Annotated in this window: 25 protein-coding genes and 1 tRNA gene; 11 read left to right on the forward strand and 15 right to left on the reverse strand. The window is 64.7% G+C overall.

The genetic code is table 11. The annotated features are described in order from the left end of the window. Nucleotides 1-208 precede the first annotated feature (208 nt). Nucleotides 209-285: transfer RNA gene (locus tag AC1P6P_RS15345), tRNA-Met, on the reverse strand. 338 nt (nt 286-623) lie between these two features. Between AC1P6P_RS15345 and dksA the strand changes: the two genes are divergently transcribed. Next, nucleotides 624-1,040 carry an RNA polymerase-binding protein DksA gene (gene dksA, locus AC1P6P_RS15350; RefSeq protein WP_481403314.1) on the forward strand — a complete coding sequence of 139 codons (417 nt, stop codon included), beginning with the start codon at nt 624-626 and terminating at the stop codon, nt 1,038-1,040. Nucleotides 1,041-1,184: 144 nt separating this feature from the next. Here dksA and flgH read toward each other — a convergent pair whose 3' ends face one another. Genes flgH through flgF form a run of 4 tightly spaced genes read right to left on the reverse strand, consistent with a single transcriptional unit; the run spans nt 1,185 to nt 3,944 of the window. After that, on the reverse strand, nt 1,185-1,907 hold the full coding sequence (gene flgH, locus AC1P6P_RS15355) for a flagellar basal body L-ring protein FlgH (protein ID WP_481403315.1): 723 nt from the start codon (nt 1,905-1,907) through the stop codon (nt 1,185-1,187). 11 nt (nt 1,908-1,918) lie between these two features. Further along, a complete protein-coding gene (gene flgA / locus AC1P6P_RS15360; protein WP_481403316.1) occupies nt 1,919-2,407 on the reverse strand; it encodes a flagellar basal body P-ring formation chaperone FlgA in 489 nt (162 codons plus the stop codon). Between the two features lie 2 nt (nt 2,408-2,409). Further along, nucleotides 2,410-3,198 carry a flagellar basal-body rod protein FlgG gene (gene flgG / locus AC1P6P_RS15365; protein WP_481403317.1) on the reverse strand — a complete coding sequence of 263 codons (789 nt, stop codon included), beginning with the start codon at nt 3,196-3,198 and terminating at the stop codon, nt 2,410-2,412. Between the two features lie 11 nt (nt 3,199-3,209). Beyond that, nucleotides 3,210-3,944, reverse strand: a complete 735-nt coding sequence (flgF, locus tag AC1P6P_RS15370) for a flagellar basal-body rod protein FlgF (RefSeq protein ID WP_481403318.1) — start codon at nt 3,942-3,944, stop codon at nt 3,210-3,212. 205 nt (nt 3,945-4,149) lie between these two features. Here flgF and AC1P6P_RS15375 point away from each other — a divergent pair, with 205 nt between their 5' ends. From AC1P6P_RS15375 to AC1P6P_RS15395, 5 genes are read left to right on the forward strand one after another with little or no spacing between them, the layout of a single operon-like run. After that, nucleotides 4,150-4,695 carry a flagellar basal body-associated FliL family protein gene (locus AC1P6P_RS15375; protein ID WP_481403319.1) on the forward strand — a complete coding sequence of 182 codons (546 nt, stop codon included), beginning with the start codon at nt 4,150-4,152 and terminating at the stop codon, nt 4,693-4,695. Nucleotides 4,696-4,711: 16 nt separating this feature from the next. Then, on the forward strand, nt 4,712-5,803 hold the full coding sequence (gene fliM, locus AC1P6P_RS15380) for a flagellar motor switch protein FliM (protein ID WP_481403320.1): 1,092 nt from the start codon (nt 4,712-4,714) through the stop codon (nt 5,801-5,803). Nucleotides 5,804-5,815: 12 nt separating this feature from the next. Further along, nucleotides 5,816-6,220, forward strand: coding sequence for a DUF6468 domain-containing protein (locus tag AC1P6P_RS15385; RefSeq protein WP_481403321.1), 405 nt, complete (start codon nt 5,816-5,818; stop codon nt 6,218-6,220). Continuing rightward, nucleotides 6,217-6,882, forward strand: coding sequence for a MotE family protein (locus AC1P6P_RS15390; RefSeq protein WP_481403322.1), 666 nt, complete (start codon nt 6,217-6,219; stop codon nt 6,880-6,882). The genes AC1P6P_RS15385 and AC1P6P_RS15390 overlap by 4 nt, the downstream gene beginning before the upstream one ends. 14 nt (nt 6,883-6,896) lie before the next feature. After that, nucleotides 6,897-10,190, forward strand: coding sequence for a tetratricopeptide repeat protein (locus AC1P6P_RS15395; RefSeq protein ID WP_481403323.1), 3,294 nt, complete (start codon nt 6,897-6,899; stop codon nt 10,188-10,190). Between the two features lie 127 nt (nt 10,191-10,317). Here the strand turns inward: AC1P6P_RS15395 and AC1P6P_RS15400 are convergent, their stop codons facing one another. From AC1P6P_RS15400 to gpmA, 10 genes are all read right to left on the reverse strand, one after another. Further along, the gene (locus AC1P6P_RS15400; RefSeq protein ID WP_481403324.1) at nt 10,318-11,466 is read right to left on the reverse strand and encodes a pentapeptide repeat-containing protein; all 1,149 of its coding nucleotides are present in this window, start codon (nt 11,464-11,466) and stop codon (nt 10,318-10,320) included. 5 nt (nt 11,467-11,471) lie between these two features. After that, complete coding sequence (locus tag AC1P6P_RS15405) at nt 11,472-11,915, reverse strand: hypothetical protein (RefSeq protein ID WP_481403325.1); 444 nt, start codon at nt 11,913-11,915, stop codon at nt 11,472-11,474. A 236-nt stretch (nt 11,916-12,151) separates the two neighbouring features. Continuing rightward, nucleotides 12,152-13,114 (reverse strand): L-lactate dehydrogenase, encoded by a 963-nt coding sequence (locus AC1P6P_RS15410; RefSeq protein ID WP_481403326.1) that lies wholly within the window; start codon nt 13,112-13,114, stop codon nt 12,152-12,154. 65 nt (nt 13,115-13,179) lie between these two features. Then, nucleotides 13,180-13,422 (reverse strand): DUF2934 domain-containing protein, encoded by a 243-nt coding sequence (locus tag AC1P6P_RS15415; protein ID WP_481403327.1) that lies wholly within the window; start codon nt 13,420-13,422, stop codon nt 13,180-13,182. Between the two features lie 114 nt (nt 13,423-13,536). Continuing rightward, nucleotides 13,537-14,784 (reverse strand): alkaline phosphatase family protein, encoded by a 1,248-nt coding sequence (locus AC1P6P_RS15420; RefSeq protein ID WP_481403328.1) that lies wholly within the window; start codon nt 14,782-14,784, stop codon nt 13,537-13,539. Nucleotides 14,785-14,896: 112 nt separating this feature from the next. After that, a complete protein-coding gene (locus AC1P6P_RS15425) occupies nt 14,897-15,379 on the reverse strand; it encodes an RNA pyrophosphohydrolase (protein ID WP_481403329.1) in 483 nt (160 codons plus the stop codon). Nucleotides 15,380-15,430: 51 nt separating this feature from the next. After that, the gene (locus tag AC1P6P_RS15430) at nt 15,431-16,597 is read right to left on the reverse strand and encodes a divergent polysaccharide deacetylase family protein (RefSeq protein WP_481403330.1); all 1,167 of its coding nucleotides are present in this window, start codon (nt 16,595-16,597) and stop codon (nt 15,431-15,433) included. 142 nt (nt 16,598-16,739) lie between these two features. Continuing rightward, nucleotides 16,740-18,038, reverse strand: a complete 1,299-nt coding sequence (locus AC1P6P_RS15435) for a S41 family peptidase (protein WP_481403331.1) — start codon at nt 18,036-18,038, stop codon at nt 16,740-16,742. A gap of 1 nt (nt 18,039) precedes the next feature. Continuing rightward, nucleotides 18,040-19,320: a murein hydrolase activator EnvC family protein gene (locus AC1P6P_RS15440; protein ID WP_481403332.1), complete on the reverse strand. Its 1,281-nt coding sequence runs from the start codon at nt 19,318-19,320 to the stop codon at nt 18,040-18,042. A 13-nt stretch (nt 19,321-19,333) separates the two neighbouring features. Then, on the reverse strand, nt 19,334-20,095 hold the full coding sequence (gene gpmA / locus AC1P6P_RS15445) for a 2,3-diphosphoglycerate-dependent phosphoglycerate mutase (RefSeq protein WP_481403333.1): 762 nt from the start codon (nt 20,093-20,095) through the stop codon (nt 19,334-19,336). A 178-nt stretch (nt 20,096-20,273) separates the two neighbouring features. Here gpmA and AC1P6P_RS15450 point away from each other — a divergent pair, with 178 nt between their 5' ends. From AC1P6P_RS15450 to AC1P6P_RS15470, 5 genes are all read left to right on the forward strand, one after another. Continuing rightward, nucleotides 20,274-20,627 (forward strand): GntR family transcriptional regulator, encoded by a 354-nt coding sequence (locus AC1P6P_RS15450; protein ID WP_481403334.1) that lies wholly within the window; start codon nt 20,274-20,276, stop codon nt 20,625-20,627. A 3-nt stretch (nt 20,628-20,630) separates the two neighbouring features. Beyond that, nucleotides 20,631-21,485, forward strand: coding sequence for an ABC transporter ATP-binding protein (locus AC1P6P_RS15455; protein ID WP_481403335.1), 855 nt, complete (start codon nt 20,631-20,633; stop codon nt 21,483-21,485). Next, a complete protein-coding gene (locus tag AC1P6P_RS15460; RefSeq protein WP_481403336.1) occupies nt 21,482-22,348 on the forward strand; it encodes a hypothetical protein in 867 nt (288 codons plus the stop codon). The genes AC1P6P_RS15455 and AC1P6P_RS15460 overlap by 4 nt, the downstream gene beginning before the upstream one ends. Before the next feature lie 91 nt (nt 22,349-22,439). Next, nucleotides 22,440-22,976: a hypothetical protein gene (locus tag AC1P6P_RS15465; RefSeq protein WP_481403337.1), complete on the forward strand. Its 537-nt coding sequence runs from the start codon at nt 22,440-22,442 to the stop codon at nt 22,974-22,976. A gap of 172 nt (nt 22,977-23,148) precedes the next feature. Continuing rightward, a partial coding sequence (locus AC1P6P_RS15470) for a flagellar basal body P-ring protein FlgI (protein ID WP_481403338.1) occupies nt 23,149-23,329 on the forward strand: 181 nt, incomplete at its 3' end.

Here is a 23,329-nt window from a genome sequence, read left to right on the forward strand (position 1 = left end):
CCCCAGCAGAGTGCTGATGATCGCGCCCGCCCATCCCAGCATGGATAGGCGCGCCGCGCGGCGGCCCGTTTCGTCGAAGAAAATGGGTTTGTTGGCCATGGGTCAGGGCTCGAATGATCCCGCCCGCATTATAGGCACCAGCCTCGGGGCGCAATTCGATAGTTGACGTATTTCGTGGCGGGACCGGGGCCAAGACCGGGCAAAAGGCTGGTTGCGGGGGATGGATTTGAACCATCGACCTTCAGGTTATGAGCCTGACGAGCTACCGGACTGCTCCACCCCGCGTCGCCTTGAAGGGTGGGCGGATATAGGCCATCCCATCCCCCCTGTCCACCCCGGTTTTCCGCTTCTTGCGCCGTCCGCCCGGGTTCGTCGGCCACAACGCGCAAAGCATTTCGCCGCACCCGCCAGAGCCGGGGCTGGCGCCGGCCACTTGCGGCGACCGTTCCCAGCGTCAGCCAGGCGAACTCGCCACGTAAACCTTGACGCAGCGTGCCCAGAGCCTGGGCAACAAATTGAATTCAGCGGAGTTTTCTTCTTAACAGTGCCGCGTGATCTTCATTGAAGCGCAACCGGACCGCCGCTATAACCCGGCCGACGAGCGGCACTGCGAAGGAGCGTGCATGGGTACCCCACTTCCGCCCGGCTATCGGCCGTCGGAAAGCGAGCCCTTTATGAACGAGAAGCAGCGCGAGTATTTCCGGCGCAAGCTTCTCACTTGGAAAGACGAGATTCTGAAGGAGAGTCGAGAGACCATTCAGAACCTCCAATCCGAAACCGTGCCCCACGCCGATCTCGCCGATCGTGCCTCTACCGAAGCCGAACGCCAGCTCGAACTTCGCACCCGCGACCGCCAGCGCAAGCTGATCGCCAAGATCGACGCTGCGTTGCGCCGGATCGAAGACGGCACCTACGGGTTCTGCGAGGACACCGGCGAACCGATTTCGCTGAAGCGCCTCGACGCCCGGCCGATCGCGACGTTGTCGATCGAGGCCCAGGAACGCCACGAGCGCCGCGAAAAGGTCTATCGCGACGACTGACGGGCGCATCGCGCCTCCGATCGTCGCCTGGAGTGCTGCGGTCGCGCCGTCGTAGCTTCACGCGCAAAAAGTCGTAGCTTCACACGCAAAAAAATGGCGGACAGCTGGTCTGCCCGCCACGCTATGCCCTTTACGGGCGCCCCCTTACCAAGGCATCAGGATATCGAGAATCTGGCTGCCAACGCGCGGCTGCTGGACGTCGCTGACCGTACCGCGGCCGCCGTAATTGATGCGCGCTTCGGCGATCTGCGTGAGATCGATGGTGTTGGCGCTGGTGATGTCTTCGGTGCGCACGATGCCCGACACCGTCAGGTCGCGCAGCTCGCCGTTGACCTTCATCTGCTGATGACCGGAGATCACCAGATTGCCGTTGGGCAAAACTTGGGTGACGAGCGCCGCCAGGGTCATGTTGATGGTTTCCGAGCGGCTCACCGCGCCGGCGCCGACATTGGAATTGTCCGAGCCCATCTTGACCAGGCTCGACGGCGACAAGCCGACACTCGGCATCACGTTCTCGAGCCCGAACAGATTGTTCATCGAGGCATTCTCGGAATTGGTGCGCGAGCGGCTGGTCGAGTTGGACAGTTTGGCGGCATCGGCGACCGCGACGTTGACGGTAATAATGTCGCCGACGCGCGAGGCGCGCGGATCGTGGAAGAAGCTGCGGGCGCCCGGCTGCCACAACGAGGCGCGGCTACGAGGCTCGGCCGGCGGCTGCGGCATCGGCACCGACACCTGCGGCGCGTTGTTGGTCATGTTGGCCAGCTTGGGCCCGCCGCGGGCGACGTCTTCGAGGCGATCGACCGAGGAGCATCCGGCGGCGAGGACCGCGGCCGACACCAGAACGAGGAGGTTACGCAGCAACATGGTGGTCCTCTTCAGGGATGGATGGCGGCCATGCGGCCCGGCGTGGCAGCGGCAAGCGCACCGCCAACCTGCGCCTTGACCTGGCCCGGGCCGATGACGATGCCGGCGATCTGGCGGAAGGAATTCGGATTCTGGATGGTCACGGTTTCGCCGAGGCCGCCTTCACTCATGGCGCGGCCGGATGCCGTCAGGACGATGCCGGGGGCTTCAAAGCTCAGGGTCACCGTCGAGCCTTTGGTGACCAGCACCGGATGGCGCAGATCACTGAGCCGGAGGGTTTCGCCGGCCCGCAGCACGCGCCGGGTCTCGAGCCCGACGACGTCGGTGAGGCTGGTGACGATGCCGGACATGGCGCCGCCGTTGGCCACCACATAGGTCATGTCGGCCTCGCTGATCACTTGGCCGCGGGCGATATCGTGGCTGGGGACCACTACGCGCACGCCGCCGAATGCCGGATAGGACAGCAGAAGCGCCAACGCGAACAGGATGAAGCGGATCATGGTCAGGCTCCCAGTTTGGCGGTTTCGGCCAGCATCTGGTCGGCGGTGGACACCACTTTCGAATTCATCTCGTAGGCGCGCTGGGCGCTGATCAGCGAAGTGATTTCGCTCACCGCATCGACGTTGGACGTCTCCAGAAAGTACTGCTGGATGGTGCCGTAGCCGGTCGAGCCGGGAACGCCGGCCTGCGGGCCGCCCGACGAGGCGGTTTCGGAATACAGGTTGTCGCCGAGCGCCTTGAGGCCGGCCTCGTTGGGGAAGCGGGTCAGTTCGAGCTGGCCGACGACCTGGGGAGCAACCTGGCCCGGGATGGCCACGGAGACTTGGCCCTGGGTATTGATGGTGACGGCCGAGGCGGTGGCAGGAATGGCGATGCCGGGCTGCACCACGTAGCCATTCTGGGTGACGAGTTGGCCTTCCGGCGACAACTGGAAATTGCCGTCGCGGGTATAGCCGTCGGTGCCGTCGGGCATCTGGATGCGGAAATAGCCCGAACCGTTGACGGCCACATCATAGGGATTGGAGGTGTTCTGCATGTTGCCCGCCTTGGTGATGCGGTAGACCGCCGCGGTGCGCACGCCGGCGCCGAGCTGGATGCCCGACGGCAAGAGCGTGCCGGTGTCGGAGGACTGGGCGCCGGCCTGCTGGATGTTCTGGTAGAGCAGGTCCTGGAACGCCGCACGCTGGGCCTTGTAGGCGGTGGTGTTCATGTTCGCCAAGTTGTTGGCGATGATTTCGACGTTGGTCTGCTGGGCCAGCATGCCGGTGGCGGCGATGGACAAAGCGCGCATGTGTTAACTCCTTACTGTACGGTGCCGAGCTTCTGGATGGCTTGGCGCTTCATGTCCGAAGAACCTTTTTCCAGCGACGAGGTGGCTTCATAGGCGCGCATCACTTCGATCATGCGCGAGATTTCGAGAACCGGTTGGACGTTCGAACTTTCCAGCATGCCCTGGCTGAGCGAGGCATTGGCGGCCGGATTGGCGCTCTGGCTGGTCGAATAGAGGCTGTCGCCTTCTTTGGTGAGGCCGCGCGGATTGGCGAAGTCGACCAGGCGTATCTTGCCGAGCTGACCCTGCTTGCCGCTGATGGTGCCGTCGGCACCGAAACTGATGTCGCCGTCGTCGGGGGCGATGGTGATCGGGCCGCCGTCGCCGAGCACGGGATCGCCCGACTGGGTTACCACCACACCATCGGGGTTGAGCGTGAAATGGCCGTTGCGGGTGTAGCGCTCGCCGTTCTGGGTCTGGATGACGAAATAGCCGTCGCCGTTGAGGGCGAGGTCGAATGGGGCGCCGGTCGAATCCAGCCGGCCGGACGACAAGTCGCGGGTGACGCCGGCATCGCGGACGAAACTCATCGACTGAGTGCCCTGCTGGTCTTCGGCCGGGCGGACCTGCTGCAGCACTTCCTCGAATTTGACGCTCTCGCGCTTGTAGCCGGGCGTCGAGACGTTCGCGATGTTGTTCGCGATGACGTCGATCGAGCGGAAGGCCGCAAGCTGATAGGACAAACTGAGAAGCGAGACATTATCCATGGAAGCCGGGATCCTTTCTGGTCCTCTGCCGCTGCAATGGTCTGCACGCCCTGTGCCATCCGAAATCCGCGGAAAACCGGGCCCGCGGCAGGACAGAAACGCACGCCCCGGCAAAACCTGCCGGGATAAGTCTGCCGGGGACCTGGATTTGAACCACTCTTTAACCACGCCGGCCTAACGTCCTTCCCACGAACGAGGGAAGACGATGGCCAACACGGATACGGATGGCGCGCCGGAAGGCGCAGAAGGCCAAGCCCCGGCCGACGGCGGCAAGCAAAGTTTTGTTAAGAAGTTGCTCGGCAACAAGAAGCTGCTGATCATCGTGGCGGCGGCGTTGCTGCTCGTGCTCGGCGGCGGCGGTGCGGCACTCTATTTCTTCGTTTTCAGCGGCTCCAAGGAACCGGCCAAGACCGCCAACGGCCCCGAATTTCCGGCGACGCCGCCGCAGGTCGAGTATTTCGATATCCCCGACCTGATCGTCAACATCCAGAGCCAGGACGGCACCCCGGTCTACCTCAAGCTGTCCTTATCGCTCGAACTCTACTCGCCGGAAGAAAAAGCCGGCATCCAGAAGCTGGTGCCGCGCATCGTCGATCAATTCCAGGGCTATCTGCGCGAACTTCGCGCCGACGACCTCAAGGGCTCAGCCGGCGTCATGCGCATCAAGGAGGAACTGGTGCGCCGCACCAACGCCGCCGCCGCGCCCTACAAGGTACGCGACGTGCTGCTCAAAGAAATGATCATCCAGTAAGCCCAGCGAGTTGAGTATGGCCGACGACACCGACAAACCCATGACCAGCCAGGCCGAGATCGATGCGGCCTTCGCCGCGGCGGCGGGTGCCCCGATTCCGGATCTCGACGACGGCGGAGCGGCCGCTGCCCCGACCGAACGCATCCTCAACCAGGATGAAATCGATTCGCTGCTCGGCTTCGACGTCTCGACCGACGCGGTGCAGGACAAGTCCGGCGTTCGCGCCATCATCAACTCGACGCTCGTCTCCTACGAGCGCCTGCCGATGCTGGAAATCGTCTTCGACCGGCTGGTCCGGCTGATGACGACCTCGTTGCGCAATTTCACCTCGGACAACGTCGAAGTCAGTCTCGACAACATCACCTCTATCCGCTTCGGCGATTATCTCAACTCGATCCCGCTGCCGGCGATCCTGGCGGTGTTCCACGCCGAACAGCTCGACAACTACGGCTTGTTCACGGTCGATTCGAACCTGATCTATTCGATCGTCGACGTGCTTTTGGGCGGCCGGCGCGGCTCCTCGGCGATGCGCATCGAAGGCCGGCCCTACACCACCCTCGAACGCACACTGGTTCAGCGCATGATCGAAGTGATCTTGCAGGACATGGTGCAGGCGTTCGAGCCCTTGGCGCCGGTCACCTTCCAACTCGACCGGTTGGAGACCAACCCGCGCTTTGCCGCCATCGCCCGTCCCGCCAACGCCGCCATTCTGGTCAAGCTGCGCGTCGACATGGAAGACCGCGGCGGCCGCACTGAACTTCTGCTGCCCTACGCCACCCTGGAACCGATCCGCAAACTGCTGTTGCAGCAGTTCATGGGTGAAAAGTTCGGCCGCGACTCGATCTGGGAAAGCCATTTGGCGACCGAACTGTGGTCGACCACGGTGGAAATCGACGCCATTCTCGACGAGCAGACGATGCCGCTGTCCAAGATCATGAACATGCAGGTCGGAGAAACCCTGCTGCTCAACGCGACGCCGGAATCCAAGATCGACATGCGCTGCCGCGGCGTGCCGCTTTTGCGCGGTCGCATGGGACGGGCCGGCGCTTCGGTCGCGGTCCGCATTGAAGAAGCCATCGAACGTACCGACGCCTCGCGCGCCCTGTAAGGAAGCATTCCCATGCACGCCACTCTGCCAATGATGTTCTCCACCGGGCTGGAACTGTTGCTATCGGTACTGCTGGCGGCGACGCTGGTCTATTGCATCGTGCTCGAGCGCCGTCTGGCGTCGGTGCGCAAGGGCCAGGACGGCCTCAAGAAGATGATCGGCGAACTGAACGGCGCCATCGCCGGTGCCGGCTCGTCGCTGCGCGCCCTGAAATCGGCCGCCGCCGATGCCGCTGAAACCCTCGACGATCGGCTCCGCCGCGCCCGCGCCCTTTCCGACGAGCTATCGCTGATCACCAACTCCGGCGAACGCATCGCGCAGCGCTTCGACCGCGCCGTGCCGGCCGCGCCGGCGCGCAGCATGGGAGGCGATCTTCCCTCCGGCAGCGTGATGAACCGCCTGAAGGCCGTGCGATGAGGTATTTCCGTCTCCTGCCGTGCGTGATCGTGGTCGGTTGCGGCCTGTTGGGCCTTAAAGGCGAAGGCTTGATCGCCAGCGCCCTGGCCCAGGAACAGGGCTCGACCGCCTCCACGCAACTGGCGCAGGACACCGCGCCGCTGCCGAAGGACCCCGCCGGCGAAGACCCCAAGGCCGAAAGCGCCGCCGAAGTCGACGTGCTCTCCAGCTTGGCGCGACGCCGCACCGAACTGGACGCCCGCGAAGCCGACATCGAGATGCGCACCCAGGTGCTCACCGCCGCCGAGCAGCGCGTCGACAGCAAGATCGCGATGCTGAAGCAGCTCCAGGACCAGATCGCCACCATGCTCGGCCAGCGCGACGCCGAACAGCAGAAGCAGATCGCCTCGCTGGTGAAGACCTATTCGGCGATGAAGCCGAAGGACGCAGCGCGCATTTTCGACATCACGCCCGATGAAGTGCTGGTGCCGGTGGCGCAGCAGATGAAGTCGGACGTTTTGGCCCAGGTCCTTGCCGCGATGAAGGTCGACAACGCCCAGCGCCTGACCCAGAAGCTCGCCAACCGCCTCAAGCTGCCGGACACCGCGGCCAATGCGGTGACGCCGCCGCCGGTGACCCCGCCGCCCGCCGCAACAACACCGAAACCGGCAGCGCCGAAGTGAGGTTTTAACGCGTCATGCTGCGGCAGCTCGTATCCCGGCTTGTTGGTTTGGCTCTGGCGGGCCTTCTGCTTGCCACCGCGCCGGCGTTGGCCGCCGATTCGGTTTCGGGCACCACCAACCAGGGCTATGGCCGCCTGCTGTTCGCTCTCAATCCCACCGACACGGTCGCGGCGCAGGTTTCGGGCAGCGTCCTGGCGATCAGCTTCAGCCGCAGGGTCGCCGTCACGCCGGAGACTATCGCGGCCGCGATTCCAGGCTACATCAGCAACGGCCGCGTTGATGCCGACGGCAAAACCTATCGCTTCGCCCTCACCGGTCCGGCCAAGGTCCACACCAGCGCCGCCGCCGGCAAGTTCGCCGTTGACGTCACGCCGATAACCTTCCAGGGCACGCCGCCCGACCTGCCGCAGCCGGTCAAGGCCACTCCCAAGCCGATCGATGCCGCCAACCTGCCAGTGGTGAAAGTGCGGTCCGGCGCCTATCACAATTTCACCCGCGTCGTATTCGATTGGGCGAAAGCGGTTCCGTACAAAGTGTTCGGTGGCTCGGGCAAATTGACGGTCAGCTTCGATGCGCCCGCCAATGCGGATTTCTCCGCCCTCGACCGCCAGGCGCCGCCGTGGGTGAAATCGGCCGGATGGCATCTGTCCGGCAATACCACGGTCGTCGAACTGGCGATCGATTCGGCCTCCGGCTATCACGATTTCCGCGACGGGACGCATGTCGTGATCGACGTGTTGGCGCCCAAGACCGATGCCGATGCCTACAATCCGCCCGGCATGGCCAAGCCGACTGTGACCCCACTCACGCCCGGCAAGCAGGCCGCCGCCACTCCCGCTAAACCAGTGCCGCCGGTTGCAACCGCCGCGCCCGCCAAGCTCACGCCGCCGAAACCGGCGGCTGCCGACCAGGTGCTGCCGGAAGGCGCAGCGGCGACACCGGCCGCGCCCGAAACGCCGGCCAATCCCGAGGTCCAGCTCGCCGACGGCCACGTCACCAAGAACGGCGCCGTGCTGGTATTTCCGGGTGCCGCCCGCCAAGGCGTCGCCGTGTTCACGCGTGGCCTCAACGCCTGGATCCTTCTCGAAAACAGCCAGCCGCTCGACGTCATCAAGCTCAAGAACCAGCTCGGTAGCTTCTCGACCGATGTCGAAGCGGCGTCGGGCAACGGCGTTATCCGGTTGCGCATCGGCCTGCACCAGCCGCTTGCCATTGCTGCCGTGGGCGAAGGCTCGAATCTGAAGGTGTTGTTGGGGCCGCAGCAGAACCCCACCGCCGTGGCCCTCGGGTTTGCCCGCAACCAGGAAAGCCCGACCCATTCCACCATCTCGACCTTGCTGGCGGGCGCGACGCGGGTGGAAAAAGTGGTCGATCCGCAAGCCGGCGACGAGCTGCTGGTGGTGCCGGGCATGGCGGGTCAGGCGGTGACGGCGGCGCGCGACTATATCGAATTCTCGGCACCGCAAACCGCCGCCGGCCTGGTGGTGATGCCTTATGTCGACGACCTGTCGGTCTCGGTGCAGGGCAGCCGCATCACCATCACCCGTCCTGACGGGCTCTCGCTGACGCCGGCGAGCCTGCCGGCCAACACGCCCGACGCGCTTGCTGCCAACTCGATCTCGCCCAGCTTCCTCGACTTTGCCCATTGGCGCACCATCCAGGGCGGATCGTTCATCGCCACCGAGCGGCGGTTGCGGGCCGCGGTGGCACGGCTCGGCCCGGATCAGGCCAATGCCGCCCGCCTCAAGCTCGCCCGTTTCTTTCTTGCCAATAAATTCGCCGCCGAAGCGCTGGGCGTCATCGACCAGATGCAGAATACCGATCCGGGCCTCAGCGGCGATCTGCAACTGCAGACCATGCGGGCGGCGGCCGATCTTCTGATGGGGCGCTATCGCGATGCCCACAACGCGCTGGCGGGCGCCCAGTTCGATTCCGACCGCCATGCCGCCTTGTGGCGCGGCCTCACCGATGCCGCGATGGAAAATTGGGACGACGCCCGCACCAACCTCGACCGCGCCGCGCCGGTGTTGAACGCTTACGAGCCCGAAGTCCAGGCGCGCGCCCGCCTTGCCAATGCCGAAGCGGCGATGGCCACCGTGCACCTGGAAATCGCCGACGCCGAACTCGAGCGGCTGCCGCAACACCTCGACGGTGCATTGGCGGTGCGCGCCCAGCTCGATCGCGCCCGTCTCTACGCCGCCGAGCACCAGGCCGACCGGGCCGACCCGCTGTTCGATACGGTGGAAGCCAGCGGCAACGAAATGCTGGCGTCGCAGGCGATTTTCTATCGCGTCACGGCGGGACTGGCCAACGGCACCATGAAGCCGCAGGAAGCGATCAACGCCCTCGAACGGCTGCGCTTCCGCTGGCGCGGCGACCTGTTGGAAATCAAGACGTTGCGCACGCTTGCCGGCATCTATTTCTCCCAGAAGCGCTGGCGCGAGGGTCTTCTCACCTTGCGCGTCGTCACCCAGAATTTCCCCAGCGAGGATGTCGGCGTTCAGGCGATGGACGACATGCGCGCGGCGTTCGTCAATCTGTTCCAGCACGGCGAGGCCGATAAGATGGCGCCCGTTGCCTCTCTCGGGCTGTTCTACGATTTCATCGAGCTGACGCCGATCGGCGCCGACGGCGACGAGATGATCCGCCACATGGCCGACCGCCTCGTCAAAATCGATTTGCTCGGCCCGGCCGCCGATCTGCTCAATTATCAGGTTACCAAGCGCCTCGATGGCGTCGCTCGCGCCCAGGTCGCCACCAAGCTCGCCATGGTGCAGCTGATGGATCATCGCCCCGAAGCGGTGCTCGACACCTTGCATACGACGCAGATTTCCACCCTGCCCGACGACGTCGCTCATCAGCGCCTGTTGATGGAGGCGCGCGCCCTGACGGAAGAAAAGCGCTACGACCACGCGCTCGATCTTTTGGCTGTCGACCAGCAGACTGACACTCAGGCGCTGCGGGCGGAAATCTACTGGAAAAGCGGCAACTGGCCGCTCGCCGCCAAGGCCGCGGAAGATGCGCTCGGCGAACGCTACAAGGACGACAAGCCGCTATCCGATCTCGAACGCGAGGAAGTGATGCGGGCGGCGGTGTCCTATTCGCTCGCCAACGATCAGCCCAGCCTCGATCGGGTACGGGCCAATTTCATGCCCAAGATGAAAGGCTCGCCGAGCGCCACCGGCTTTGCGGTGGTGACCGAACGCATCGATCTGCAGGGGGTAGCCTTCCGCGACGCCGCCGCCAAGGTCGCCTCGGTCGATACGCTGAAGATGTTCATGACCGAACTGCAGGCCAAGCAGCACTGAAAAATCGGCAGAAACCGGCCACTGGTAACGGGGAAGGATCGGTCGGACGCCGGCGCCTTCTGCGCCCCTGATAAGCTGGCTTCTGCCTCAAGGATGCGGTTCGTGCTGAGCGCCGCCTTCTGGAAAATCAACAAGTCCCCTTTTGCTCGCCGAGCGTGGCGATCAGGGTGTTCTTCTGGATGCGGGCTTCGCCGAGCGGAGTGCGCCGGTCGGCTTCGAAGTGCATCACCTGGCCGGTGCACAGGATCAGATCGGCGATGGTCGCGTTCTTGAAACTGGCGTGCCCGAGCTTGGCGCGGGTGAACGAGGTGCCCGACAGGTCGCTGTCGTTGAACGAGGCGGCGCGCAGATCGGCGCCGTCGAAGCGAGCCGCCTGCAACTGGCACCCGGCGAAATCGACGCCGACCGCGATCACGTTGCGCGCCCACAGTCCGGCGAGACACAGCCCCTTCACGGCATCGCCGAGCGGGCGCAGGTCTTCGTTGTCGACCGCAGCGGGGCGGCCCTTCGTACCGTTCGACGTGAACCATTCGTGATGCGACAACAGCGCCGAATAGAGAAGCTTGGCGCGTTCCTGGGCGATCGCGGTTGGCGCCATCAGGCATTGGCGCAGCGCCCGCGGCGAAACCATCAACTCGTCGACGTTGGCGCCGGTGACGGCGGCATCGCGAAAGGTGGCGTTGCGCAGCCGTGCGCCGCGGAACGAGGCACCCTGGAGCAGCGCGTCGGTGAAGATGGCATTGTCGAGCTTGGCGCTACGCAGGCTGGCATGACGCAGCAAGGCGCCCGAGAAATCCACTGCCCCGAACGGCGCATCGTCGTGGGCGTTACCCTGGAATTTCAGGGTGTCGCCGACATAGAGCATGCCCGCGGCCCGAAGATCGGCATGATCGAGCATCGCGTGCGAAAGATTGGCGTGCTTGAACGAGGCGCCACGCAGATCGGCATGTTCAAACCGGCAGCCGCTGAGGTCGGCATCCGTCAAATCGGCACAGTAGAGACTGGCATTGGTGAGATTGGCACCGCGCAAGTTGGCGCCGACGAGCGAGGCGCCCGACAAATCGGCTTCGGACAGATCGCGACCCGCCATGTTGAGACGATTGAGGCGCGCGTTGGCGAGCTTGGCCCGGGTGCCGCGGCGGCGCGACAGATAGCGCTCATGTTCGCAGATGATGCGGGTCAAGACCGCTTGATTGACCGCGGTTTCCTCGGGTGACGACAATGGGCTGGCGATTGCCGGCTGAAACGCTGCGTTGGGGTCGAGATCCATGTACATGGCGCCTAATCCTTGCAAGAGCGGCTCTGGATCGAATGGGCGAGGCGTAGGGTTGCGGCGCTCGCGGGGGCGCCGAATGCCAGCTCCCAGATGGCGCCGAACAGGCGGTCGCAGTAATCGGTGTGGCGATCGTCGAAGCAAAAGAGTTCCGAGGTCAGAAGGACGAAGCGCGCCCATTCGGCCAGCGCCGCCGCATCGCGGCTGCGATTGATCAGTCCGGCGGCGAGATCGGCCGAGGTCACGCCGATGAAGAGTGCGGCCGGCGCTCCGAGCGGGCGTTCGAGGCCGCGGGCGCTGAGGCTGATGCTGGTGTCCTTGAGGCTGGCGGCCGACTGCTCGCCGCGCACGATGGCCCGCACGATGGCGGCCTCGATGGCCTCGACGTCGCCGAAGCGGGCAACCGCGGCGAGCGCGATCTGATTTCCGAAGGCGGGCGCATCCATATACATCGAGGGACCTTTCGAGAGCTGTTACGAATCTCGAAAGCAGGAAGCGTGCCCGCGCCCATTTGCCGGCAATAGCTCGGAAAGATCGGTAAACGCCGACTTAACGCGCGGCAAGCGCTGCCGCCGCCCGGAAGCGGTTGCCGGGCACCACGCAGGATTTGCCTGTCTCGCTTGAAACGCCTTTAAATCAAAGTGTTACGACGGCACAGCCACGCGCCTTGGCGGCTTTGAGGACAGCACTACGCCAATCCCAGGGTGGCGATGATTTCGCGCAAAGTGGCGGCGGACCTGGTGAAAGCGGCGCGTTCGTCGGGCGGCAACGCCACTTCCAACACCTGCTCGACGCCGTTGACCGAAACGATCGACGGCACCCCGAGAGAGACGCCGGTTTCGCCGTATTCGCCTTCGAGCACCGCCGACACCGTCAGGACGCTCGACTGGTTGCGCAGAACCGCTGCCGAGATCTGGGCCATGGCGAGGGCGACCGCAAACCAGGTGGCGCCCTTGTAGTCGATGATGTGATAGGCCGAGTGGCGCACCGCGTGCAGGATCGCCTTGCGGCCGAGTTCGGAGTTGTCGCACTTGTCGCACGACTTGCAGAACTGGTCGATCGGCATCCCGGCCATGTTGGTGATCGACCACGCCGCAAATTCCGAATCGCCGTGTTCGCCCATGATGTGGGCGTGGACGTTGTGGACATCGACGCCGCAGCGTTTCGACAGCTGATGACGGAAGCGGGCCGAGTCCAGCACCGTGCCCGAACCGAAGACGCGCCCGCGCGGCCAGCCCGAGCGCTTGTGCGCGACATAGGTCAAGACGTCAACCGGATTGGAAACGATCAGCACCACCGCCGGGGAATTCTGGGCGAGAATCTGATCCATGCAGCCGTTGATGATGGCGGCATTCTTCTGCACCAGCTCGAGGCGCGATTCGCCCGGCTGCTGCTTGGCGCCGGCAGTGATGACGATCAGCGCCGCATCGGCGTAATCCTTGTCGTCGCCATCGCGAATCTGGATCGAAGGGAAGAAGGCCTGGCCGTGCATCATGTCGAGCGCCTGGCCTTTGGCGAGGTCGCGATTGTAATCGATCAGCACGATCTCGTCGGCAAGGCCGCGCAACGCCAGGGTAAAGGCGAAAGTGGAGCCGACCGCGCCCGCCCCGACGATCACCACCTTGCGGGCTTTCCAGTGCTCCATTTCCATCACATCACCTTACCGAGAACCGGCAAGGGTGATGGACGCAAATCACGACGATGGCAAGACGCCCTTTACGCCGCCTTGTCTTCGGGTTTGTCGATTTCTTCCGCGCTACGGCGGGTCGGCGCCGTCGAGACGGCGGGCTGCGGCGGCACCGCCTTCACGCTTGCAGCCCGCTCGGCTTCCAGCTCGGCGAGGGCTTCGCGCCAGTGCTCTTCGGCGCGACCTTCGGGATGCCCCGTTCGTTCCCAGATCCGGTAGGCGCGCACGCGCACTTCGTAATCGGAAAACGTCGTCGTCTTCGCCTTCGACATGGCTCGCTCCGTCGCTGGCCTCTCGCGACCAAACTATAGCGCAACCGCGCCACGGTTTAATGAAAGAGTTTGGAGCGCCGCGAGGTCAGCATCCCGCTATTTCGACCGGGCCGGTCAGTTTCCGAGCGCCAGCGCCGCACCGTCGCTGCCGTTGCCCGGCTTGAGGCCGATCAGCGCGAGCGCCGTTGGGGCAACATCGATCATGCGCACTGCGGGCAACACTTTGCCGCGCGCCACGCCAGGTCCCCAGGCATAGAAGATGGCATGCATGGCTTCGACGTCGGGCTTGAAGCCGTGCATGGAGTGAAACCACTTCACGGTGGGCTCGTAAATCGGCGGGCCGCTGACATTCTCGGCACGCGCCGCGATCTCGGGCTTCATCAGCTCGGGGCCTTCGAAGGCATAAGGCGGCCGGGTGATCAGCAGCAGATCGCCGACCCGGGCCGAGGCGCCGATGTGGACGTAGGCCGGGAAGTGGCCCTTGCGATAAACCTCGAAGGTGGCGCGATAGCGCTGCAGCGCACGGGCGACCGCGGCCGGATCGCTGCCCGGCTTCAGATACAGCATCGCCGTTCCCGAACCATAGGCGACGTCGGCCGCGAAATGATGCAGCGCCTTGAGGCGACCGATGTTGATCACCTTGTCGACCTTGGTCATGCCGTGATCGGCGCCGACGACGAGATCTACGTCGCGCCCGTCCACCGCCGCCAGCAGACGGCCGATCACCGCATCGGCGCGCGCCACCGCGGCTTTGGTCTTGTCGCCATCAACGCCGTCGCCGTGCGCGACCGAATCCGGGTAATCGAAATAGAGCGCAATGAGACGGGTCTTGCCGTCGGCCAGCGCCGCGGTGGTCCTGGCGAGGATGACATCGTCGGCCTCGTGGTCCTTCCACGGCACTTCGGGGTTGGTGGTAGAGGCCTGCGCACCGGACTTCGACGACCAGCGGCCGACGAAATTGAACACCGCCGCCGGCGCGCCTTGCCGCTCGGCCGCCTGCCACATCGATTCGCAGCCGGTGCGCCAGGCGGCATCGGCGCGGTCGGCCTTGTTTTCATAGCCGCCCATGACCGGATCGCGGAACTCGTTGGCGACGATGCCGTGGTGCTCGGGCCAGCAGCCGGTCTCGAAGGTGGTGTGGTTCACCATCGACAGCGCCGGGAACGACGGCACCAGATGGCGCGACGACACGCCTTCGCGCGCCAGCCGGTCGAAATTGGGGGTGGCGACGCCCTCCATCATGAAAGGCGAAAAGCCGTCGAACAGCACCACCACCACGGTGCGTTGCGGTCCGCCATAGGCCGAGATGATCAGCACCATGGCCGCCAGGAACGCGATCAACAGACTGAGAAAGCGGCGCATGCGGAAGATCCCCCGGCGAGGGGACCAGTTTAGGCGCGCTTGATGTCAGGCGTGATGCGCCCCCATGCCGCTCAATGCCAACAGGTTGCAGACGGTCGCGGACGCACCAAGACTAGGGGATCAGGTCTTTGAACTCTGCCACCACCTTCTTGTAGGTGTCGCGCTTGAACGGCACGATCAGGCTGAGCAGCTCGTCGAACGCAGCCCAGCGCCAGGTGGCGAATTCGGGCTCGTGGGTGACGAGATTGATGTCGCTGTCCTTGCCGAGGAATTTCAGCGCGAACCATTTTTGGCTCTGGCCGCGGTATTTGCCGTGCAGGGCGACGCCGATCAGATGCGGCGGCAAGTCATAGTTGAGCCAATCGGGATGGGTGCCGACGATCTCGGCCTTGTCGGTGCCGATCTCCTCCTTGAGCTCGCGCATCGCCGCCTGTTCCGGGGTTTCGCCTTTGTCGATGCCGCCTTGCGGCATTTGCCAGCCTTCCACCGTCTGGTCGATACGGCGGCCGACGAACACTTTGCCGTCGGCATTGAACAGCATCAGGCCGACGCATGGGCGATACGGCAGGTCTTTCGCTTCGATTTTCTTGGCCATGGGCTCCAGCCGCGCCAGCGCGCTCCCGGGGGGGCGGAAGAGCGCAGCGACTTATTTCTTTCCGGTCGCGACTATCGCCGAAATGGGCGCCAGAACAAAGCCCCGGCCGGGCAGGCCGCGGGCCCACAGCGTCACCCGCTCCATGGTCACCGGATAGCGGAAGCCCGTCCCCACCGCCTTGCCTTTGGTGCGGGCTTCGTTTTCGAGGTCGCCGAGGCGGTGGTCGATTTCCATCGAAGCCTGGATCGAATCGATGGTGTTGGTGGCCTGGGCGAAGGGCGCCCCCAGCCGTTCGGCGACCATCGGCGCCACCGACCGCGACGCGGCGCCATTGTCGTAGAACAACAGCCCCCGCCGCATCAGGAAAGTCATCATCGGCTCGATCGGGCCGGGCTCGGAAAGGAAGCGGGCCCCCAGCATATTGGTGATCCCGACATAGCCGGTGAAGCGGGTCAGCGCCCACGACAGGCGCTGGGTGTTGGCTTCCTCGCCGACCGCCGTTCGAAGGGTGTGCTCGCCGGGATCGGAATCGGGGAAATCGTAAGGCTCCATCGGTACTTGCAGCAGAACTTCGTGGCCCTTCTGGCGTGCGAGGGTGACCCAGTTCTGGACGTCATTGAGGTACGGTACGAAGGCGAGCGTGACCCCGGCGGGAAGCAGCTCGATCGCCGCTTTGGTCTGGCTGGCGGACAGTCCCAGCCCAGTGATGACGATAGCAATGCGCGGACGGCCGGCAGGCGGCTGGGGGCCGGCATAGGCCTGCATCGGCCACAGCCCGGCATCGGAAATCCGCGGCAGGAAGCCTTGCGGGGTTTTTTCGAGCAGCGCCGGATTGGCGACCGCCAGCCCGCCTTTCAGCGGCGGCAACACCACCGGCGGGGCGCTCGGCGAGGCAGAGGTGCCGGCCGGCGGCGGCGGCAATGCCGGCGGGGGCAAGGCGGCGACGGCCTGCTTCTCGATCGGGGACAGTTGGGCCGGAATGATGCCGCCGGGCGGAGTTTCGAACACGGCGGGAGCGGCCGGCGGAGCCGGTGTGGCGGGCGGCGTTTGAGGTTTCTCGGCTTTGGCGAGCTTGGGGCGCGGTGCCAAGGCGGCGGTGACCGATTCGCCCTCGGGCAGGCCACCGAGGAATTGGATCGCCAGCGCGCCGGCAGCGACCAGCACGAGGACGAGTGCCCACGCGAGCCCAAGCGCGAGGGCCCCGCGGTTCCCGGTCATGCTCTTCGCGGCCATGCCGATAGGATATCGGCGGGTACGGTTCAAATGAAGTTAACGATGGCCGGAATTGCCGCGATTTGCGGCGCTTTGAAACGAAAATGGCCCGGACGAACCGGGCCATTCGCGACGTTTCAAGATCGGCTCAGCGCTTGTCCGGCGTCTTGGCCTGGGCGACGGCCTGCTTGCCATGCAGGAAGTCGAGGGCATAGCTGAGCTGGAAGTCTTCGACCTTCTTGCCCGCCGGCGGCCGGATGATGGTGATCGGCGCGTGGTTGCGGGCCGCGGCGTCGTTGGTGAGATGGCCGGGCAGATCGGCTTCCGACGGACGATCGAAGTGCGCCTGGTTTTCCTCGGCACCCTGGGCGACCGAGATGGTCGGCACGATGCCTTCGGCCTGAATCGAGCGGCCCGACGGGGTGTAGTAGCGCGCTGTGGTCAGACGCAGGGCGCCGCCGCCTTCGCCGAGCGGAATGATGGTCTGCACTGAGCCTTTGCCGAAGCTGGTCATGCCGACGATGGTGGCGCGCTTATGATCCTGCAGCGCGCCGGCGACGATTTCCGACGCCGAGGCGGTGCCGCCGTTGATCAAGACCACGATCGGCTTGCCGTCCGTGATATCGCCCGGCTTGGCGTCGTAGCGCTGGGTGTCGTCGGGATGACGGCCGCGGGTGGAGACGATCTCACCCTTGGCCAGCAGATCGTCGGAGACCTGCACCGCCTGATCGAGCAGGCCGCCGGGATCGTTGCGCAGGTCGATGACGTAGCCCTTGATGTTCGGGATTTGCTTCTTGAGGTCGCGCACCGCGCGCTCGAGGCCGCTGCCGGTATCCTCGTTGAAGGAGGAGATGCGGATGTAGCCGATATCGCCTTCCTTGTGCCATTTGACGCTGTCGACGTGGATCACTGCGCGGGCAAGCTGGACGTCGAACGGCTTTTTCTCGCCCTGGCGCAACACGGTCAGCGTCACCTTGGTGCCGGCCGGTCCGCGCATCTTGTCGATGGCGTCGTTGAGGCCCATGCCCTGGATCGATTCGCCGTTGATGGCGGCGATATAATCGCCGGTCTTGATCCCGGCCTTGGCGGCCGGGGTATCGTCGATCGGCGAGATCACCTTGATCAGGCCGTCTTCCATCGTCACTTCGATGCCGACGCCGCCGAACTGGCCCTTGGTGGTGATCTGCATGTCGGTGAACGCCTTGGCGTCCATGTAGCTCGAATGCGGATCGAGACCGGCGACCATGCCTTCGATGGCGCCGCTCATCAGTTCCTGATCCTGGACCGGACGGACGTAGTTCTCGCGCACCTTCTCGTAGGCGTCGCTGAACAGGTCGAATTGTTTGTAGATGGAGCCGTTGTTGGCGCCTTGCGCCTGGGGCAACAGGCCCACGGCGGTGACGATGCCAAGACCCATACCGAGAGCGACATACCCGAGACGCTTCATTCTATCTCGCCTTCCTGAGCGCAACGGCGACGAAGGGGGCGGGGTTCAGCCCGCGGCCTTTGAGCCGTAATTCAAAATATAACCTGGACTCGTGGTCAAAATTCGGCATAGCGCCGACGGGCTCGCCCGCAAGCACCCATTCGTTGGTACGCACATCAAGACGGTCCATGCCCGTCAGGATGGCATCGTAACCAGCCCCTAACTCCAGGATCAATACGCGTCCTGACTTACCGAGCGTGCCAGCGTAAACAACCTTGCCGTCGGCGGGGGCGACCAATGTAGCACCCGCCAGCGTCGCGTAAGTGATGCCGGGCGCCGCGGTCCCGCCGACCCCGTCGACGCCGAGGCCGCCCGGTTTGGTCGGGCCGACGACCGGCGCCACCAGCCAGCCGGGCCGGCCGCGCAGCCAAGCGTTAACCGTACCGATCGCCGTATCCGGCGGCGCACTGGACGAGGCCGCACGCAACTGGGCCACCCGCTGAAGCAAGTTCTGCAAACTCCCCGCCTGCGACGCAATGGTATCGAGATGGGTCTTTAGAACTCCATAACGCGCGGCGGCGGCATCCGCCTGCACTCTTTTTTGTGCCAGGAGCTGGTCGAGGTCGACGTGGGCCCGCCGTAGCGCGATGGCATTTTCGGTCGCCTCGGCGCGCTGCTGTACCAGTTCGGCGCGGGTCCGTTTGAGGATTTCGATCCGGCGCGCCAGATCGGCCGCATCGTGGTAAACGCGCGGCAGCGAAGCGCCGATCAGCATCGCCGAGCGCGACGCCGCCAGGGCATCGTCGGGGCGGACAGCCATCGCCGGCGGCATGTCGTGCTGAAGACGCTCGAGCACCCCGAGCAGTGTCGCGACCGCGACCCGATCATGGGCGAAATCGGCCGCCATCCGCGTGTAATCGGCGGATAGTCGCGTCACCGTGGCGTCGATGGTCAGTTTCTGGTTTTCCAGGAAGGCGATCCGGGCGCCGGTTTCGACCAGCTGTTTCTGTAAGGCAGCGGTCTGGCGGGCGAGGTCTTCGCTGGTCTGGCGGGCGCTGTCGACTTCGGGCTTCGACTTGGCGATCGCCCCGGATAGCGCGTTGTACTGATCCGAGGCCGAGGGCCGGTGCTGCTGCAGATAGTCCTTCAGCGGCACCGCCCTGGCCATGTCGCTGTCGGAGATGCCGTCGCTGGCGTGCGGCGCGGCCGCGGGCTTGGCGGACGGTGCCTTGCTTGCCGGCCGGGGGTGCGGCACAGGCGCACGGGCTCCGGCGGCCGCCGCCGCCAGAACCAACGCCAGCACGCCAAGAAGAGCGTTACGCCTTCTTGGTCTGGGCTTTGACCGCGTTGATGCGTCGCTCAAGCTCCGCCGGGTCCCCAAGGAATTTCGCATCCGCGGCTTTCCACTCCGCGTTGAGACGATAGGCCTTCGGAATACCGGTCGGCAAATCGACTTCGGTGATCTCGTTGTCGCCGACGCCTTCAAGATACTTCAACAGCGCGCGCAGCGAGTTGCCGTGGGCGGCGATGATCACCCGCTTGCCGGCCTTGAGGTCGGGCAGGATCGCGTTTTCCCAATAGGGCATGACGCGGGCGAGCACGTCCTTGAGGCTTTCCGACTTCGGCAGTTCGGCCGGATCGATGTCCTTGTAACGGCGGTCGTGGCCGGGAAAATCTTCCGACGCGGTATCGACCGGCGGCGGCGGCACGTCGTAGGAGCGGCGCCAGATCTTGACCTGATCGGGACCGAACTTCTCCACCGCTTCCATCTTGTTCTTGCCCTGGAGCGCGCCGTAGTGGCGTTCGTTGAGGCGCCAGTGCTTCTTCACCGGCATCCACACCGCGTCCATCTCGTCGAGCGCCAGATACAGGGTCTGGTTGGCGCGGGTGAGCAGCGAGCAATGGGCAACATCGAAGGCAAAGCCGTCGGCCTTCAAGGTGACGCCGGCCGCCTTGGCCTCGCCGACGCCCTTTTCCGACAGGCGGCAGTCGCGCCAGCCGGTGAACAGATTCAGCTTGTTCCACTCGCTTTCGCCGTGGCGCACGATGACCAGCTGATAGTCGCTGTATTGTCCCATCGCTCTTTTCCGTTTTTGCGTGATTTCAGGGGTCTTTTAGCGCCTCACCCGGCAGAGGAAAGGGCCTTTGCGGCGCCCCAGGGTCGCGGGCCTGGGCGGTGGCGCAAATTTTCCGGGATTTCCGCCGCCTACTCTGTTATGGATATCTACAGCACTATAACTCTTGGCCGGACGCCGCATGGACATTGCCTGGAGTGACCGCCAGCCGATTTACCGCCAGCTCCGCGACCGCGTCGTGGCGTCGATCCTGGACGGCAGCCTCAAGGAAGGCGACGGGTTGCCGTCGGTGCGGGTGGTGGCGGCCGAATTCCGGGTCAATCCGCTGACGGTGCTGAAAAGCTACCAGGAGCTGGTCGACGAGCAGCTGATCGAGAAGCGGCGCGGGCTAGGCATGTTCGTCCGGGAGGGCGCCCGCGGCATGCTGCTGGCGAGCGAACGCGCCAAATTCCTCAGCCAAGAGTGGCCGCGCGTCGCCGCCACCATCAAGCGGCTGGGCCTGAACCCCGAAGACCTGCTGCAACCGGAGGATTAGACCATGGTCATCGACGCCTCAGGTCTTCGCCTTGCCTACCGCGACCGGGTCATCGTGGACAGCTTCGATCTCGCGTTAGGCGAAGGACGCATTCTCGGGGTGATCGGCCCCAACGGCGCCGGCAAGACGACACTGTTCAATGCCCTGCTCGGCTTCATCCCCCATCAAGGTAGCCTGACGGTGCTGGGGCTCGATCCCTGGCGCCAGCGCGAGGCCCTGATGCGCGAAACCTGCTTCGTCTCCGACATCGCGGTACTGCCGCGCTGGCTGACGGTGACGGAGGCGATCGACTATGTCGCCGGCGTGCAGCCGCATTTCGACCGCGCCAAGGCCGACGCATTCCTCGCCCGCACCACGATCGATCGCAAAGCCAAGGTGCGCGAGCTGTCGAAAGGGATGGTGACCCAACTGCATCTGGCGATGGCGATGGCGACCGACAGTCGGCTCTTGGTGCTGGACGAGCCGACCCTCGGCCTCGATCTCGTCTATCGCAAGGCGTTCTACGACGCGCTGATCGGCGAGTTCTGCGACGTCGGCCGCACCGTCGTGGTGGCGACCCACGAGGTCGCTGAAATCGAGCATGTGTTGACCGATTTTATTTTCCTCGCCGGCGGGCGCAGCGTGCTTTCAGCCAGCATGACGGACTACGACACCCGCTTCGTCGAACTCAGCACCGGTCCGGACGAGGTCGAGAGAGCACGGGCGCTAAACCCACTCAGCGAGCGCAATATGCTCGGTCGCAGCATTTTCTTGTTTGACGGCGTCGATCGCTTCACCCTCGAGCAACTCGGGGAAACGGGCACACCCAGCCTCGCCGATCTGTTCCTTGCCGTTGCCGGTTCGGAGGCTGCCCGATGACCGCATTGATCGCTGCTCTGCCCCGCCCCATCATTTCATTCTTCTGGCTGGTGCGGCGCGAGTTCTGGGAACACCGCCTTGTGCTGCTGTCCCCAATGGGGGTTGGCGCGCTGGTGCTGGTCGGGTTCGTCATCGGGCTGCCGTTCGGCATCTTCGCCGGCCTTGTCGAGCCGCAGCACCAGAAAAACACGCTGCTCTGGGCCCTAAACGTCTCGACCTTCTTTTCTCTCGTCACCGGATTGGCAGCGGCCGTTTTCTATTGCCTGGAAGCGCTGCACGGCGAAAGGCGCGACCGCTCCATCCTGTTCTTCAAATCGTTGCCGGTTTCCGATGCCCGCACCGTGCTGGCGAAACTGTTCGTGCCGGCGGCGCTTTTGCCGGTGACCGTCTTCGTCGCGGCACTAATGACGAACCTCGCTCTGCTGGTCGTGGCGACGGGTGTACTGGCGGTGTCCGGCCACAGCGTGGGATCGCTGTTAAGCTTCGGCGTGTCGGCACTGCGGCCGTCGTGTCTGGTCTACGCACTCCTGTTGTCGATGCCTTGGTACCTGCCGCTTTATTGCGCGCTCTTGGCGATCTCGGCGTGGGCCAAACATGCGCCGTTGTTATGGGCGGGGCTGCCGCTGGTGCTCGCTGTGGCGCTCGACCGGCTGGCAATTCATTCCGGGCGCGTGACGGCGTTCCTGCTTTATCGGGTCACCGGGTGGGTCGAAGAAGGTTTGCGCTTCGATGCCGCCGGTCAGCCGGTTGGGCGCACCCTCGACCGTTACCTTGCCGCACCAGGATTATGGCTGGGGCTCGCAGTTGCCGCTGCGCTGTTCGCCGCCGCCGTCCACCTCCGCCGCCGCGCCACCCCGATCTGAGCACCGCGCACAATCTCTCGCGGCAGGCTTGACTCACCTGCAGTGTTGTAGTGTACTATAACACTGAGATCATCCAGGGGAGTTCTCGGTCATGAAATTCATCCGTTTGGCGCTCTGCCTTGCCGCTTTGGCCCTATCGATGCTTTCGCCCGCCGCGGCCGGTGATACCACCGCCGCTTATGCCGCCATGAAATCACTCGATGGCGTTTGGGAAGGCAGTGTCGCCACCGATTGGAAACAGAGCGGCTGGGACGGGGTTCGCATTCGCGTCCGCATGCACCTGACCTCGAGCGGCCACGCCATCACCCATGAGATGCGCGACGCCACCAAGCCGGAAACCGCGGCCTATATGGGCGATGTGACGGTGTTCTACTTCGAAGACGGGCGCCTCAAGGCAGCGCACTACTGCGATGCCGACAATCGCGTCTTTTTCCTGTCGACACCCCAGTCCGATGCCCGCACAGTCGGATTCGAGATTACCGGCGCGTCCGGCAACATGAGCTTTGGCTATCTGCGCGACGGCGCCTTCCACCTCGCCGATCCCAACCATCACATCGAAACCTGGACCTTCATCATGGGGGACGGTCGCGCCGTGCATGTGACCTTCACCCTGACCCGGGTGCAGTAAGGCTTTGCGCCGGGACCGCCCCGGCGCGGCAATATCGGCCGGGAAATTCCTGCCGGGTGGCCTCAAGAGCCTCCGGAACGACAAACCAACCTACTGTCGTAAAAGGAAATTTTCCCGGCCGGTTGCGGCACGAAACTGGCAAGAGACGGGTTCGGATATCCGGGTGAAGTCTATGCGTCTCGTCTCCAAACTGTTCGTTGTCGCCCTCGCCGCCCTCGTTCTCGGCCAGCCTGCTGCCGCGCTGTCGCGGGTCAAGGACCTGGTCAGCGTGGAAGGCATTCGCGACAACATGCTGGTCGGCTACGGCCTGGTGGTCGGCCTCAACGGCTCCGGCGATTCGCTCAAGAACGCGC

It is taken from the genome of Rhizomicrobium sp., from assembly GCF_056722145.1.